Origin of the sequence: Modestobacter sp. VKM Ac-2985 (assembly GCF_026967925.1) — a bacterium.
Taxonomy (GTDB): domain Bacteria; phylum Actinomycetota; class Actinomycetes; order Mycobacteriales; family Geodermatophilaceae; genus Modestobacter.
Window position 1 is genome coordinate 1,148,337 of record NZ_JAPVBI010000003.1, and the last position, 15,253, is coordinate 1,163,589.

Here is a 15,253-nt window from a genome sequence, read left to right on the forward strand (position 1 = left end):
TGGAGGACGACATGACCGACCACCTGACCATCGACGGCGGCACCCTCGCCTACGAGGTGACCGGCGACGCCGGCCCCCTCGTCGTCCTCGCCCACGGCATGGGCGACAGCCGGGAGGCCTACCGGTTCCTCACCCCGTCGCTCGTCGCGGCCGGGTACCGGGTCGCCGCGATGGACCTGCGTGGCTCCGGCGAGTCCAGCGTGGGCTGGGCGTCCTACAGCCGGACGGACATCGCCGGCGACCTCGTCGCCCTGGTGGAACACCTGGGCGGCCCGGCGGTGCTGGTCGGTCACTCGATCTCCGGTGGTGCCGTCACGATCGCCGCCGCGCAGGCCCCGTCATCGGTCACCGCGGTGGTCGAGCTGGCACCGTTCACCCGCAAGCAGTCGGTCGCGCTCGGCGACCTGCGGGTGGCCCGTTTCCGGCGCGGCATGCGCCACCTGCTCGGCACCGCGCTGCTCGGCAGCACCGGGCAGTGGCGGAAGTACCTGACGGTCGCCTACCCCGGGCGGAAGCCGGCGGACTGGGACGCCCGCCTCGACCAGATCGAGGCGATGCTGCGTGAGCCGGGCCGGATGAAGGCCCTGCAGGACATGGGCAAGACGACTCCCGCGGACGCCGGTGCACAGCTGGGCAACGTCCGCTGCCCCGTGCTGGTCGTGGAGGGCACGCTGGACCCCGACTGGGCGTCCCCGCAGGCCGAGGGCGAGGCGATCGTGGCTGCACTGCCGACCGAGCTGGGGCGGCTCGAGATGATCGAGGGTGCGGGTCACTACCCGCACGTCCAGTTCCCCGACCAGGTCAGTGCTCTGGTGCTGTCGTTCCTGGACTCCATCCGTGCCTAGGGCCGGCCTCGACCAGGTCGCGGTCGTCGCGGCCGGTGCCGCGCTCGCCGACGAGATCGGCTTCGCGGGCCTGACCATGGGCCGGCTGGCCGAGCGGGTGGGCGTCCGGACGCCGTCGCTGTACAAGCACGTCGCCAGTCAGGACGACCTGAACCGCCAGATCGCCGCGCTGGCCCTGGCCGAGGCGGCCGAGGCGGTGGGCGTGGCCACGCAGGGTCGCGCAGGCCGGGACGCGCTCGCCGCGGCCGCCCACGCGTTCCGCGACTTCGTGCTCACCCACCCGGGCCGGTACGCGGCCACCATCGGCGTCGAGCCGACCGGCCCGGACGACCCGATCACGGTCGCGGGGCGGCGGTCGCTCGACTCGTTCGCCGCGGTGCTCCGCTCGTACGCGGTCGAGCCCGCGGAGATGGACCACGCGCTGCGCGCGCTGCGCAGCGCCTTCCACGGGTTCGCCACCCTGCAGTCCGCGAACGGCTTCCAATGGTCCGCCGACGTCGACGAGAGCTTCGAGTGGCTCATCGACCTCCTCGACCGCGGCCTGCGGAGCGCCTCCCCGCAGTAGCCCGGACGCCGTCCACCGACATGGCCATTGTGGTGGTCAGACGATCCGGACGCGGAGGCGGCGGAAGCCGCGGCCCTTGTTCTCCACCTTCACCACCTCGACCCGGCCGACCATCGCCGTCGACGCCACGTGGGTGCCCCCGTCGGCCTGGGTGTCCAGCCCGACGATGTCCACGATCCGCACCACCTCGATGTCCGGCGGCAACAGGTTCGTGGCGGTCCGGATGATGTCCGGGATGGCGAACGCCTCCTCCCGCGGCAGCTCCCGGACCTCGATCCGCCGGTCGGCGGCCAGCTCCGCGTTGACCGACTCGGCGACCCGGTCCTTGAAGTCGGCCGGCACCTCGGCGAGGTCGAAGTCCATCCGGGCGGTCAGCGGCTCCATGGTGCCGCCGGTCACGAGCGCGCCGAAGTCGCGGAAGACGACGCCGGTGAGCACGTGCAGCCCGGAGTGGGTGCGCATCAGTGCGGTCCGGCGCTCGTCGTCCAGCGCGCCGCGCACCGCCGTCCCGGCCGGGGGCAGCGGGTCGCCCTCGACCGGGAGCAGGTAGAGCTCGTCGCCGCGGCGGGTGCCGGCGATCCGGGTGCGCACCCCGCCCCACAGCAACACCCCCTGGTCCGGCGGCTGCCCGCCGCCGCCGGGGTAGAACGCGGAGCGGTCCAGCACGATCCCCTGCTCGGGGTCGGCGGCGACCACGGTGGCGTCCCACTCCCGCACGGTGGCGTCGGCGAGGTCGAGGCGGTGGGTGTGTCCGGCGTGCGCAGCGGCCATGCCGGCATCCTGCCCGCGCCGACCCCCGGGCAGAAATGGCCATTTCTGCCCGGGAGGTCGGCGGGCCGGGAAGACCAGCGCGGCACGTACGGTTGCCAGTCGCCGCAGCGCCCCGTCCGCGTGCCACCCCGTCCGAGGAGCAGCCTGAGTTGTCGAGCCCGTCCCAGGACGCCGCCCCCGAGCCGGCCGTCTCCGCCGAGCAGGCTGCCGTCACCGACCTCTACCGGCGGCTGGACGCCGCCCGCGAGCTGGCCGTGACCCGGTTCCGGCAGGCGCTGGCCAGCCCGGTGATCAACCCGCAGTCCCTCGGTGAGCGGGAGGCCGCCGCGCGGTTCCACTCGCAGCGGATCACCGCGCTGGACGCCGCCGACCACGGGCTGGTGATCGGCCGGCTGGACCGCCAGGAGCAGCCGGCCCCGCTCTACATCGGCCGGGTCGGGCTGCCCGCCGACGATCCCGCGGGCGACCCGGCGCTGGTCGACTGGCGGGCCCCGGCGTCCCGGCCGTTCTACACCGCGACGCCGTTCCGGCCCGAGGGCGTCGTGCGCCGCCGGCACATCCGCACCCGCAGCCGGGCGGTCACCGCGGTCAACGACGAGGTGCTCACCGTGCGCCCCGAGGAGACCGACGGGCCGGCGCTGACCGGCGAGGCGGCGTTGATGGCCGCGCTCACCGCCCAGCGCACCGGCCGGATGGCCGACATCGTGGCCACCATCCAGGCCGAGCAGGACGCGATCATCCGCAGCGACGCCCGCGGGGTGCTGGTCGTGCAGGGCGGCCCGGGCACCGGCAAGACGGCGGTCGCCCTCCACCGCGCGGCGTACCTGCTCTACACCCACCGCGACCGGCTGGCCCGCAGCGGGCTGCTCGTCGTCGGGCCCACGCCCACCTTCCTCCGCTACATCGCCGACGTGCTGCCCGCGCTCGGGGAGACCGGGGTGCTGCTCGCCGGGCTCGGCCAGCTGCGCCCCGGGCTGGACGCCCGCGGCCAGGAGAGCCAGCAGGTGGCGGAGGTCAAGGGCCGGCTGGCGATGGTCGACGTGCTCAAGGCCGCCGTCCGCGACCGGGAGACGGTGCCCCGCGGCGTCCGGGAGCTGCGCATCGACGGTGTGTCGATCAAGCTGCGGTCGGTCGACCTCACCCGCTGCCGCACCGCCGGCCGCCGGGCGTCCCGGCTGCACAACCTGGGCCGGCCGGCGTTCCGCCGGGCGGTGGTCGACCTGGTGGCCCAGCGCTACGCCGACCGGATCGGCGCCGACGTGCGCGGTGGCGGCAGCCTGCTGGACTCCCGCGACCTGGACGCGCTGCGGCAGGAGATCGCCGGCGAGACCGCCGTCCGGACGCTGGTGGACGAGATGTGGCCGGTGCTCACCGCCGAGCAGCTGCTCGGTGACCTGCTCTCCTCCCCCGAGCGCATCCAGCGGGCGACCAAGGGGTGGACCGACGAGGACCGCGCGCTGCTCGCCCGCCCGGCGGGGACACCGTGGACCCCGGCCGACGTGCCGCTGCTGGAGGAGGCCGACGAGCTCCTCGGCCACGACGACAGCGCCGAGCGGGCCCAGGAGGCGCGCCGCCGCCGGCAGGCCCGGGACGAGGCGCAGGAGACCCTCGACCTGCTGTACGGCTCCCGGTCCACCGACCTCGACGACGACGAGGACGGCGAGGAGCTGACCGCCGGCGACCTGCTGGACGCCGAGATGCTCGCCGACCGCGAGGCCGAGGTCGACGTCCGGTCCGCGGCCGAGCGGGCCGCGACCGACCGCACCTGGACCTTCGGTCACGTGGTCGTCGACGAGGCACAGGAGCTGTCGGCGATGACCTGGCGGCTGCTGGCCCGCAAGTGCCCCACCCGGTCGATGACCGTCGTCGGCGACCTGGCCCAGACCGGCAGCCTGGCCGGCGCCACCGACTGGGGGGCGGTGCTCACCCCGCACGTCGGCGTGCAGTGGCGACTGGCCCAGCTGACGGTGAACTACCGGACCCCGGCAGAGGTCATGGCCGTCGCCGCCGACGTGCTGGCCGCCGGCGGGGCCGGCACCACCGCACCGGAGTCGGTGCGCAGCACCGGGGTGCCACCGGTCGCCGAGCGGGTCACCGAGGCGACGTTGCTGCCCCGCCTCGCCGACGTGACCGCCGAGCTGGCCGCCGCCGGGGGCACGGTCGCCGTGATCGTGCCGCCGAGCCGCGTCGACGGCGCCGTCGACTGCCTGCGGACCCGCTGGCCGGCCGTCTCCAGTGGCCCGGCCGCGGACTCCTCCGCCGGGCCGGTCGTGCTGGTGCCCGCCGACGCCAAGGGCCTGGAGTTCGACTCCGTGCTGCTCGTCGACCCAGCGGCGGTGCTGAGCGAGGGCGTGCGCGGGCACAGCGACCTGTACGTGGCGCTGACCCGGCCGACCCAGCGGCTGACCGTGCTGCACCCCGGCGAGCTCCCCCGCGAACTCGACCGCCTCACCGAGCCCTCGCCGGTCGAGGCATAGGAAGCTCTCCACCCGGTGTCGAGCCCAGAACCGGGTGGAAAGCCTCCTATGCCTGGGGCGGGCCGGGGTCAGCCGACGTGGAGGACCTCGGCGACCGGTCGCCGGCCGGTGGTCACCTGCTCGCCCGACGGGCGGCCCAGCCGCAGCATCATCTGCGGGTGACCCACCAGGTCGAGCCGAGCGGTCAGCCGGTTGCGCACCCACCCCTGGTCCAGCGCCTGGGTCAGGGGTGAGGCGGCCAGCCCGGCGTCGGTGATCGACAGCAGCAGCCGGCCCAGCGCCATCCCGGCGCGCACCCAGGCCGCGCGGTCGTCGGCCGCGGTGCCGAGGAGCACCACGGCGGGGTGCTCCACCGGCGGTGGCGGGTCGTCGTCGGCCGGCGTCGCCGGGGTGCCGTGCGGTCCGCCGCCACCGGCGAAGTCGCGGACCGGGGAGTTCGTCGCGCGGCCCTCGGTGGGCAGCGCCGCGACCGGCACGCCGTCCGGGGCCTCCGGGTCGGTGCGGGTCCACGCCTGCAGCTCGGCCAGGTAGGCCGGGTCCCGCAGCTCCTGCTGCTCGCCCTGGTCGAGCAGGACGGCGACCGCCGTCTCCTCCTCCACCCGGCTGATCGGCTTGAGCCAGACGCCGTCCCGGCCGGCCTCGGCCTCCAGCTGGTCGACCAGCCCGGCCGGCAGCGGCTCGGCGAGGAACGGTGCGCGGTCGGTGTGCCGGGAGTCGATCGCCGCGGCCAGCCGGACGTCGGAGGCGCTGGGCTCGGCCCGCCCCACCACCCGCACGGTGGCCAGGTGCTCCGGATCGGCCGGATCCGGCAGCAGGTCCAGCTCGGTGACGAAGCCGGACGCCCGCAGGGCCGCCACCGCGAAGTGCACGGCCACGCCGCAGCTGAGCACCTGCTGGCGGCCGGTGGGGTCGATCGCCGGCAGGGCCCGGGAGGTGTCACGCCGCACCTCCAGCCGGTCGCCGGCGGCGGTGAACGTCCAGGGCTGGGTGTTGTGGATCGACGGTGCCCGCACCGCCTGCTCCACGACCTGGGTCCACTGCGCCTGGTCCGGCATGTCGGTCTCCTGTCGCTTCGGGTACATCTCCCCCAGCCTCCCCGGGAACGGGGCGCAGGGCAGGTGCCGAAGGTCCTCGGGTCAGGCGTCCCGGGTGAGCGCCAGCAGGGCGATGTCGTCGGCGCGGTGCGGACCGGCCAGTTCCGCCAGCAGCCGGTCGCAGAGCTCGTCGGCGCCCGCCGCCGCCCAGCGTTCGGCCGCCGCCCGCAGCCGGGCCAGGCCGGCGTCCAGGTCACTGGTGCGGCTCTCCACCAGCCCGTCGGTGAACAGCAGCAGCGTCGCGCCCGCCGGCACCACCCCGCTCCACTCGACGGCCGGCGCCGGGGGCGCCCCGAGCATCCGGCTGGGCGTCACCGGCAGGTACTCCGCGCGACCGTCGACGATGAGCAGCGGCGGCGGGTGGCCGGCCGAGGCGACGTGCAGCAGCCCGGTGGGCAGGTCGAGGGTGGCGAAGAGTGCGGTGGCCATCCGCTGCAGCCCGAGCAGCGGCCAGCTGGCCTGCAGCCGCTCGATGACGGCGGACGGCGCCGGCGCCTCGACCAGCAGTGCCCGGTACACGCTGCGCAGCTGGCCCATCGTCGCCGCCGCGGTGATGTCGTGGCCGACCACGTCGCCGACGGCGATCGCCACGTGCTCGCCGGGCAGCGTCGCGACGTCGTAGAAGTCGCCGCCGATCTCCACGCCGGAGGTCGCGGCCAGGTAGCGCACGGCGACCGTCATCCCCGGCACCGCGGGCGGGTGCGGAGGCAGCAGGGTCGCCTGCAGCGTGTGCGAGGTCCGCGACTCCAGCTCGTACCGCTGCGCCTTGCTGAGCACCAGCGACACCTGGTGCGCCAGCTGCTCGACCACCTCGACGTCGGCGGCGGTGAAGGAGCCGCGGTGCCGGTCAGTGCTCAGGGTCAGCGCCCCCAGTGAACGCCCGTCCGCGATCAGCGGGACGCTGACGATGCTGGCCAGCTCCAACGCACGCACCGCCGCCAGTTCCCGGGGGTCGCGGACCACCGAGGCCAGCCAGGCGTCGTCGGGTGCGCTGAACCACTGGGTGCGGCCCTCGGCCAGCGCCCGGCGGGCGGGATGGGGCAGCTCCCGCGCTGGCGGCGCCCACTCGAGCAGGGTGTCGACCAGGTGCTGGCGGGCCGGGTCGCCGTGCCGGGCGACCACCCGGCGGGCCCCGTGTTCGGTGACCAGGTCCAGCATGCACACGTCGGCCAGCCGCGGGACGGCCAGCTCGGCCAGCCGGTCCACCGTCTCGCCGACCCCGGCCGCGCCCGCCATCAGCCGGGCGGCGTCGAGGAGGAAGGCGGAGCGAGCTGCCTGCCGAGTGGTCTCCTCGTGCAGCCGAGCCCGTTCCAGCGCCTGCCCGGCCTGCCGGCCCAGCGTCCAGAGCAGGTCGACATCGCCGTCGGACAGTGCGCCGGACCGGGGCTCGTCCAGGTCGATCAGGTCGTCGTCCGAGCTGCCCAGGCCGAGCAGCAGCACGCCCAGGCGCCGGACGTCGGCGGACACCGGGACGACGGCGAGCGCGTGGAGGCCGGCCTCCTCCAGCGCGGTGGCCAGCTCCGGCCGCCGGCCGTGCAGCCGCTCGTCGGGGACGACGACCCGCAGCCCCTCGGCCAGCTCCAGGGCGATCCGCCCGTCGGCCGCCGTGGCCAACTGGTCCAGCAACGCGGCCGGCAGCCCGTCGCACCGGGCCACGACGAGCTCCGACCGGCTCATCGCACCGACGGCACTGCCCTCCGGGACGACGGGGGCGCCGGTGACCAGCAGCAACGCGGCCCCGCGGCTGCGCAGCGCCGTCCGCGCCTGCTGGACGACGACCGAGGCCACGTCGGCGACCGACGTCGCGCCGGCCAGCTCGACGACGACCTGCTGCAGCGTCCGGGACCGGGTCTCGGAGAGCTCCGCAGCCCGGTGTGCGGCCAGGATCTCCCGCTCGTAGCGTCGCCGGGCGGTGGCCTCGAACAGCGTCGCGCGGACCATCAACGGCCGGCCCTCGGGGTCGCGCAGCTCCACGGCGTTCACCAGGCACGGCAGCACCGAGCCGTCCTCCCGGACGACGTCCAGCGCGACCTCACGGACGGCACCCTGCATCCGCAGCAGCGGCGCCAGGTGGGTGTCGTGGAACACCTGGCCGCCGACGCTGAGCAGGTCGCGCAGCCGGGTGCGCAGCACCCCGTCGGCGGGCCGGCCGAGCCAGGTGCAGAGGGTGCGGTTGACCTTGACGATCGTGCCGTCCGGGAGCGTGGAGAGGTAGCCGCAGGGCGCGTTCTCGTACAGGTCGGCCGGGTCGTCCTCGAGCAGCTGGTCCAGCCGGGCCCGGTCGCCGTCCCCACGGCGCCGCTCGGAGTCGGCCGTGCGGGAGGCCCTCACGACCACGCCCGGATGGCGGCCGTGGTCTCCTCGGGTTCGCTCAGGTGCGGGCAGTGCCCGGTGGCGGTCAGCTGGGTGAAGGTCGAGCCGGTGATGTGCTCGTGCACGTACCGACCGGCCGTCTCCGGCGCGATCACGTCCTCCGAGCACTGCAGCACCAGGGTGGGCACGTCGACGCCGGGCAGGTCGGCCCGGTTGTCGGAGAGGAAGGACACCCGGGCGAACTGCCGCGCCACGTCGGGGTCGGTGCGGCAGAAGCTGTTGGTCAGCTCGGCAGCCAGCTCGGGCCGCTCGGGGTTGCCCATGATCACCGGCGCGATCGCGGTCGACCAGCCCAGGTGGTTGGCGTCCAGGTTGTCCAGCAGGTCCTTGATCTGGGCGCGGGAGAAGCCCCCGACGTAGTCCCCGTCGTCGACGTACCGGGCACTGGGGCCGACCATGACCATCGCCCCGAACAGCTCGGGTGCCCGGGCGTGGGCCAGCACCCCGATCATGGCGCTCACCGAGTGCCCCACGAACACCGCATCGGTCAGCTCCAGGTCGCGCATGACGTCGACGACGTCCGCGGCGTAGCCACGCAGGGAGTTGTACTTCACCTGGTCGTACGCCGAGAGGTCGGAGCGGCCGAAGCCCACGTGGTCGAAGGTGACCACCTGGTGGTCCACCTCGAAGTCGGGGGTGATGAACCGCCACATGTTCTGGTCGCAGCCGTAGCCGTGCGCGAACACCATCGGCCGCCCACCGGGTCGGCCACTCACACGGACGTCGTGCCGCGTGCGGACGCTCATGCCCGCGAACCTACGCGACCGGGGCGTTCCGATACCAGCGTGCACACCCCTGTCAGCCGGGCCGGACGGCGGTGAGCACCACCCCGCTGGCCGGTCGCGCCGGGATGCGGCGCAACGAGATCTCCAGGTCCTGCGGCGGCAGGGTGTACTCCAGCCGGGCCAGCCGGACGGCGAGCGCCGACAGCAGCGCGACGGTGATGTCCTCCCCCGGGCAGCGGTGCCCGGTGCGCGGGTCACCCGCCCCCTGCGGGACCAGCTCCCACGGGCCGATCCGACGGACGGCGGCTCCGGCGCCGTCCAGGAACCGCTCGGGCCGGAAGGCGTAGGGCTCCGGGAAGACCTCGGGATCGTGGTTCTGCCCGAACAGGTCCAGCAGCACCATCGCCCCGGCGGGCACCGTCTCCCCCTCCCACTCGACCTCGCGCGGCGACCGGCCGCCGATGAACGGGGCGAACGGGTAGTACCGCCGGACCTCGTGGGCCACCGCGGTGGCGAACGCCGGCTCTCCCGTGCGCAGCCGCTCCCGCATGCCCGGCCAGTGGTGCAGCGCGTGCGCCGTGAAGCCGACGAACCAGCAGACCGCGACGGTCGGGCGGATGACGTTGAGCACCTCCACCGCGGCCACCCGCGGCTCCAGCAGCTCCCCGTCGGAGTCGCGGTGGCCGGCGACGACGTCGACCACCGAGCCCGCGGGCACGCTCCGCCGACCGCCGCGCACCTCCTCGACGATGCCGGCCAGCCAGGCCTCGCGCCGCTGCCGCACCCGGCGGGCCCGCCAGTGCCGAGGAGCTCCGGTGGCGAAGCTGTCGACCATGGTGGTGAGGTCCCGGGCCAGGGCCGGCAGCTCCTCGTCGGTCACCGGCACCGCCGCCCAGTCGCAGACGCCGCGGGTGAGCACCTCGGCGGCGGCGTCCATCAGCACGACCTGCGGCTGCTCCGCCCAGCGCGGCACGGCCTCGTCCCACGCCGAGGTGACCCGGTCGACGAGGTCGCCGATCCCCTCGCCCATGAGCAGGTGCACGAACATCGCCTTGCGCACCCGGTGCGCCTGGCCGTCGAGGGTGTGCACGGCCCCGTGGCCGAACAGGGTGCTGACGACCGGTTCCGGCAGCGCGCCGCTGCGGCGCACGTTGCGCTCGTCGTAGACGAACTGGGCGCCACCGGCCCCCTCGACACCGAGGGTCGGGCGCATCATCAACCGGGTGCGCACGCTGTCCCGGCCGACGGCGCGGCGCAGATCGGGCAGCCAGGCGTAGCCCCTGGCCAACATCGGGATCGACTGGTCCCACCGGGGCATGCGCATCACGGCGTCTGCGATGCCCATCCGGTGGACGGGGAAACCGACGGCCGGGTCACGCCCGGGTTCGCGGACCCTCCGGGCCGGCGCCCCGTTGCGCGCGGCCGCGGGTGGTGCTGATCAGTGCCGGGTCGTGCCGCAGTCCGTGCAGCGCTTGCGGGCGCTGGCGTTCTTGCACCGGCAGTTCTCGCACGTCCAGACCGTGCGTTCGATCGTGCGCATGTCCCGTTCCTCTCGACCGGCCGGTGTCCCCGGCCTCCCCCTGTGGTGGATCAGGGGTCTCCCGCCACCACAGATTCGACGCTAGGTCGCCCTGGTGACGGGCAGATGTCCGGCGCGAGACGACTGGACGGCGCGCGACCGTGCCCCGGGACGGAGGTGCTCAGCCCCCGGAACCGCAGCCGCCGGCACCGCACGCGCAGCCACCGCAGCCGGCTGCCGGAGCCGGCGCGGGCCGGCGGGCGATCCGGGCCATGCCGACCGCGCCGGCGAGGTTGGCCAGGCCCAGGACCACGGCCGCGGCCGCGGCGACGACGCGCGCCGTGCCCAGCAGGGTGTCGACGCCGCCGAGCACGGCGACCGCCACCGCGGCGGCTGCGACCAGCCCCGCACCAGCCACGGCCAGCGGACGGCGGTCGGTGGCGGCCACGGCCAGGGCCGGCAGCGCGACGACCCCGGCGGCGACGAACAGCCAGCCGGTCGCCGTCGCCGACAGCAGGGCGAGGCCGATGGCCAGGGCCCCGAACCAGACGCCTCCCGCGCCGACCAGGGCAGCCGTGCGCTGGACGGTGCCGGTGCGGGCCCCGCGCAGCAGCGCCACCCCCCGGACGACGCCGAACAGGCCGATCGCGCCGAGCAGCACCCGCGGACCGGTCCCCGGCCAGGTCAGCGCCAGGACCCCGAGGGCGAGCAGGGCGACACCCAGCACCGCCATCCGCGGCCAGGTGGACCGGGCCTGCTCCGGGGTGGGCGGGGTGATCGGGGAGCTCCCGGCCTGCCGGCCGGCGGTCACGGCGTTCGTCACCCCGCCAGTCTCCCTCACCGACCGGGATCCGTCCCGCACGGACCGGCACCGGCACCTGGCCCGCGCGCGCTCCCCCGGCGGTGGACCTCCTGCTGTGCCACGCTGGTCGCCGCTTGCGACAGGCGTTCGCCGAGCACACGGCGACACAGGAGGAACGGTCATGGGCACCTCGGGAACCGCGGCGAGAGCCGACCAGGCAGGCAACAGCGACGCCCTGGAGCACCTGGCGCGGGTCGGGCTGATCGCCTACGGCGTCGTCCACCTGCTGCTGGCCTGGCTGTCGCTGCAGCTGGCCTGGGGTGGCGGCGGCGGCTCGGCCGACCAGTCGGGCGCGATGGCCACCCTGGCCGCGCAGCCGTTCGGGAAGCCCCTGCTGTGGGTGCTGGCGCTGGGCCTGCTCGCGCTGGCCGTCTGGCAGTTGGCCGAGGTGCTGCGCCACCGGGGCGGCCTGCAGGCCTCGGGCGATGCGCGGAAGGACGCGCTCGCCACCATCGCCAAGGCGATCGCCAAGACCGTCATCTACCTCGTCCTGGCCTACACCGCGATCCGGTTCGCCACCGGGGGTGGGCAGTCCAGCTCGGGGCAGGAGGAGCAGACGGTCGCCGGCGTCCTCGGCTGGCCCGGTGGCCGCTACCTGGTCGGGGCCGCGGCGCTCGCGCTGCTCGGGGTGGGCGCCTACCTGGTGCACAAGGGCGTCACCAAGAAGTTCCTCAAGGAGATCGACACCGCGGACGCCTCGGCGACCCAGCGCCGGCTGATCCAGCGGCTGGGCCAGGTGGGCTACCCGGCGAAGGGGGTCGCCCTGGCGGTCGTCGGTGGCCTCCTGGGCTGGGCGGCGATCACCTTCGACTCCGACAAGGCCGGCGGCCTCGACGATGCGATGCAGACCATCCTGTCGGCGCCGTTCGGTCAGGCCCTGCTGACCCTGGTCGCCCTCGGCATCGCCGCGTTCGGCGTCTTCTGCCTCTTCCGCGCCCGGTTCCCCGAGCGCACCTGACCGGTCGGGCCCGGACCCTGACCGGCGGGGCCCCGGCCGGTCGGGCACCATCCCCGAGGTGAACGCCGTTCCGCAGCGGGTGCACGACGCCGTCGCCCGCGCCCGGGAGGTCACCGACCACCCCGTCCTCGAGCACCTGGCGCGGGTCGGGCTGGTCGCCTACGGCGTGCTGCACCTGCTCATCGGCTGGCTGGCCTTCCGGATCGCCTGGTTCGTGGAGCCCGGCACCGAGGACGCCGACCAGACCGGGGCGCTGCAGGCGGTCTCCGAGTCCCCCGGCGGCCGGGTGCTGCTGTGGGGCATCGGGTTGGGCCTGTTCGCCCTGGCGCTCTGGCAGGCCGGCGAGGTGCTGCGGTGGTGGTCCGGGCTGCTTCGTCCGGACCACCGGTTGCGCACCGGCATCGTCTGCACCAAGTGCGCGGCGAAGACCGTCGTCTACGCGGCGCTCGGGGTCACGGCCCTCTTCTTCGCCGTCGGCGCCGGCTACCAGGCCGACGAGCGGTTCCAGGAGATGACCGACGGCGCGATGGAGATCCCCGGCGGGTCGGCCCTGGTGGTGGCCGTGGGGCTCGGCGTGGCCGCCGTGGGGCTCTACCAACTGGTGCGCGGGGTGACCGGGAAGTTCATGCGGGACATCGACGGCGACGACATCCCGGCGCACTGGGAGCGCCGGCTCGAGCGGCTCGGCTCGGTCGGTTACGTGGCCAAGGGGATCGCCTTCACCGTCTCCGGTGGCCTGCTGGTGTACGCGGCAGTGACCCGGGACGTGTCGACGGCGACCGGTCTGGACGGCGCGATGAACGCGATCGGCGGCGTCCCGACCGGGCGGTGGCTGCTCACCGCGGTCGCCGTCGGCTTCATGGCGTTCGGGGTGTACGCGCTCGTCCGGGCCCGCTACCCCGACCGCGACCCGGCCACCTGACCACCTGACCACCTGACCACCTGACCACCACAATGGCCATTCTGGTGGTCAGCGGAGCTGGACCAGGCCGGCGCCGGTCGGGGTGAAGCCGCACTCGTCCAGGTAGAAGCCGCGCAGGTCATCGTCGAAGTCGACGTGCAGCCACTCGCAGCCCGCCGCCTGCGCCCCGGCCACCGCCGTCTCGACCAGCGCCCGGCCGATCCCGGTCCGGCGCCGGTCGGCCCGCACCAACGTGTCGAGCAGGAAGGCGTGCACCCCGCCGTCCCAGGCGACGTTGACGAAGCCGACCAGCGCACCGTCCTGCACGGCGGTGACCCAGCCGAGGCTGTGCCGCTCCAGCTGGGCGCCCCAGGCGTCGGCGAGCACCGGGTGCCCGAAGCCCTCGGCGTGCAGCGCGTTGACGTCGGCGTCGGCGAACGGACCGCGCCACGTGTACTCGGTCATCGGCGCGGTGTCCGGCGTCGGTCAGTCGACGACGGTGAAGACGTCCCACAGGCCGGTGATCTGCAACGGCCGGACGACGGCGCGCGTCGTGCCGCACCGCACCCGCAGCTCGCGGCCGGCGGCCACTGCTGCCCGGTGGGCGGTCGCCAGGGCGGAGAGCCCGGCGGAGTCGAGGAAGGTGACCCCGCGCAGGTCGACCTCCACGGTCGTGGTGTCCGGGCGCTGGACGACCTCGAGCAGGCAACCGCGCAGCCCCGGGGCGGTGGCGGAGTCGACCTCGCCGCTCACGGAGACGGTGCAACCGGCCGACGAGGTGGCGGCGTGCACGTCGATGCGGGTGGGGTCGATGTCGACGTTGAGTGCGGTCATGCGGACCTCCGGCGTAGCTCGCGTGACCGGTGGCGTCGCCGACCGGCCTCGTGCGCCGAGCAGCGTGCACTCGGTCGCGGCTGGTGGTTGAACCGCAACGCTGACGCTAGGGAAGAGGTCGGTTGGGCACAAGGGGCCCTCGGCGTGGCGGCGCCCGCCACGCCGAGGGAGCGATCCCACGGGGTCGGCGTGTCAGCCCCAGACCTCCTGCGCGGTCTCCACCACCAGGGCCAGTTTGGCGATCTGCTCGTCGCGGGTCAGGGCGTTGCCCTCCACGGTCGAGGAGAAGCCGCACTGCGGCGAGAGCGCCAGCTGCTCCAGCGGCACGTGCTGGGCAGCCTCCTCGATCCGGCGCTTGAGGTGGTCCTTCTCCTCCAGTTCCGGCCGCTTGCTGGTGACCAGCCCGAGGACGACGCGCTTGCCCGGCGGCACGAATCGCAGCGGCTCGAAGCCACCGGAGCGTGCGTCGTCGTACTCCAGGAAGAAGCCGTCGACCTCCAGCCCCCCGAACAGCGCCTCGGCGACGAAGTCGTACCCGCCCTCGGCGACCCAGGAGGACCGGAAGTTGCCCCGGCACATGTGCGTGGTGACCGTGAGCCCCTCGGGCCGGCCGGCGAGGGCGGCGTTGATCTGCCGGATGTACCGCTCGTGCTGGTGCTCGGCGTCGCGCCCCTGCCCGGCGAGCTCCGCGCGCTGCGCCGGGTCGTTGAGGTAGGCGAGGCTGGTGTCGTCGAGCTGGAGGTAGGTGCACCCCTGGGCGGCGACCGCCTGCACCTGCTGGCGATACGCGGCCGACAGGGCGTCCCAGAAGGTGTCCTCGTCCGGGTAGACGGCCGGGTCGATCGCCGCGGCACCGCCCCGGTAGTGGACCATCGAGGGCGAGGGGATGGTCAGCTTCGCCGTCTGCCCGGGCTGCACCTGTGACTGCAGGAAGGCCAGGTCGGGGCCGAAGACCGGTTCGTCGATGGACAGTGGCCCCTCGACCCGCAGGCCCGCCGGGGTGAAGTCGATCGTCCCGTCGGCGTTCTTGAAGTGGACCTCGATGTTCTCGGCCACCTTGGTGATGCCGTTGATCGCGTAGATGAAGTCCATGTGCCAGGACGCGCGCCGGAACTCCCCGTCCGTGGCCGTCGACAGGCCCACGTCGGCCTGCATCCGGACGACGTCGGCGATCGCCTCGTCCTCGACCCCGCGCAGCTCGGCGGCGTCGATGTCCCCGGCGGCGAACCGCGCCCGGGCGTCGAGCAGCGCCGGGGGGCGCAGCAGGCTGCCGACGTGGTCGGCGCGGAACGGTGGACCGGAACGGTCGGACATCTGCCCAGCATGCTC

The 15,253-nt window shown here is 74.8% G+C and carries 14 protein-coding genes; 5 read left to right on the forward strand and 9 right to left on the reverse strand.

Going from position 1 to position 15,253, the window contains the following annotated elements; genetic code table 11:
• Positions 1-11 precede the first annotated feature (11 nt).
• Both O2V61_RS21375 and O2V61_RS21380 read left to right on the forward strand, forming a co-directional pair.
• Positions 12-845, forward strand: a complete 834-nt coding sequence (locus tag O2V61_RS21375) for an alpha/beta fold hydrolase (protein ID WP_269185283.1) — start codon at positions 12-14, stop codon at positions 843-845.
• A complete protein-coding gene (locus O2V61_RS21380) occupies positions 838-1,410 on the forward strand; it encodes a TetR/AcrR family transcriptional regulator (RefSeq protein ID WP_269185284.1) in 573 nt (190 codons plus the stop codon). Before O2V61_RS21375 ends, O2V61_RS21380 begins: the two co-directional genes overlap by 8 nt.
• Before the next feature lie 36 nt (positions 1,411-1,446).
• On the opposite strand, the gene O2V61_RS21385 is transcribed toward O2V61_RS21380, so the two are convergent.
• Positions 1,447-2,181: an alanyl-tRNA editing protein gene (locus O2V61_RS21385; RefSeq protein ID WP_269185285.1), complete on the reverse strand. Its 735-nt coding sequence runs from the start codon at positions 2,179-2,181 to the stop codon at positions 1,447-1,449.
• 149 nt (positions 2,182-2,330) lie between these two features.
• Here O2V61_RS21385 and O2V61_RS21390 point away from each other — a divergent pair, with 149 nt between their 5' ends.
• A complete protein-coding gene (locus O2V61_RS21390) occupies positions 2,331-4,658 on the forward strand; it encodes a HelD family protein (RefSeq protein ID WP_269185286.1) in 2,328 nt (775 codons plus the stop codon).
• A 68-nt stretch (positions 4,659-4,726) separates the two neighbouring features.
• Here the strand turns inward: O2V61_RS21390 and O2V61_RS21395 are convergent, their stop codons facing one another.
• From O2V61_RS21395 to O2V61_RS21415, 5 genes are all read right to left on the reverse strand, one after another.
• Positions 4,727-5,740 (reverse strand): Acg family FMN-binding oxidoreductase, encoded by a 1,014-nt coding sequence (locus O2V61_RS21395; protein ID WP_269185287.1) that lies wholly within the window; start codon positions 5,738-5,740, stop codon positions 4,727-4,729.
• Positions 5,741-5,794: 54 nt separating this feature from the next.
• Positions 5,795-8,083 (reverse strand): SpoIIE family protein phosphatase, encoded by a 2,289-nt coding sequence (locus tag O2V61_RS21400; protein ID WP_269185288.1) that lies wholly within the window; start codon positions 8,081-8,083, stop codon positions 5,795-5,797.
• On the reverse strand, positions 8,080-8,871 hold the full coding sequence (locus O2V61_RS21405) for an alpha/beta fold hydrolase (RefSeq protein ID WP_269185289.1): 792 nt from the start codon (positions 8,869-8,871) through the stop codon (positions 8,080-8,082). The genes O2V61_RS21400 and O2V61_RS21405 overlap by 4 nt, the downstream gene beginning before the upstream one ends.
• A gap of 52 nt (positions 8,872-8,923) precedes the next feature.
• The gene (locus tag O2V61_RS21410) at positions 8,924-10,195 is read right to left on the reverse strand and encodes a cytochrome P450 (RefSeq protein WP_269185290.1); all 1,272 of its coding nucleotides are present in this window, start codon (positions 10,193-10,195) and stop codon (positions 8,924-8,926) included.
• 355 nt (positions 10,196-10,550) lie between these two features.
• Complete coding sequence (locus O2V61_RS21415; RefSeq protein WP_269185291.1) at positions 10,551-11,192, reverse strand: hypothetical protein; 642 nt, start codon at positions 11,190-11,192, stop codon at positions 10,551-10,553.
• A 160-nt stretch (positions 11,193-11,352) separates the two neighbouring features.
• Here O2V61_RS21415 and O2V61_RS21420 point away from each other — a divergent pair, with 160 nt between their 5' ends.
• Positions 11,353-12,189, forward strand: a complete 837-nt coding sequence (locus tag O2V61_RS21420; RefSeq protein ID WP_269185292.1) for a DUF1206 domain-containing protein — start codon at positions 11,353-11,355, stop codon at positions 12,187-12,189.
• A 58-nt stretch (positions 12,190-12,247) separates the two neighbouring features.
• Entirely contained in the window at positions 12,248-13,111 is an 864-nt protein-coding gene (locus O2V61_RS21425) for a DUF1206 domain-containing protein (protein ID WP_269185293.1), read from the forward strand.
• Positions 13,112-13,159: 48 nt separating this feature from the next.
• Here O2V61_RS21425 and O2V61_RS21430 read toward each other — a convergent pair whose 3' ends face one another.
• The 3 genes from O2V61_RS21430 to O2V61_RS21440 all read right to left on the reverse strand — a co-directional run bounded on the left by O2V61_RS21430 (position 13,160) and on the right by O2V61_RS21440 (position 15,238).
• Positions 13,160-13,555, reverse strand: a complete 396-nt coding sequence (locus O2V61_RS21430) for a GNAT family N-acetyltransferase (protein ID WP_269185294.1) — start codon at positions 13,553-13,555, stop codon at positions 13,160-13,162.
• Between the two features lie 21 nt (positions 13,556-13,576).
• Positions 13,577-13,924: an STAS domain-containing protein gene (locus tag O2V61_RS21435; RefSeq protein ID WP_269160157.1), complete on the reverse strand. Its 348-nt coding sequence runs from the start codon at positions 13,922-13,924 to the stop codon at positions 13,577-13,579.
• 192 nt (positions 13,925-14,116) lie between these two features.
• Positions 14,117-15,238: a 5-methyltetrahydropteroyltriglutamate--homocysteine S-methyltransferase gene (locus O2V61_RS21440; protein ID WP_269185295.1), complete on the reverse strand. Its 1,122-nt coding sequence runs from the start codon at positions 15,236-15,238 to the stop codon at positions 14,117-14,119.
• Positions 15,239-15,253 lie beyond the last annotated feature (15 nt).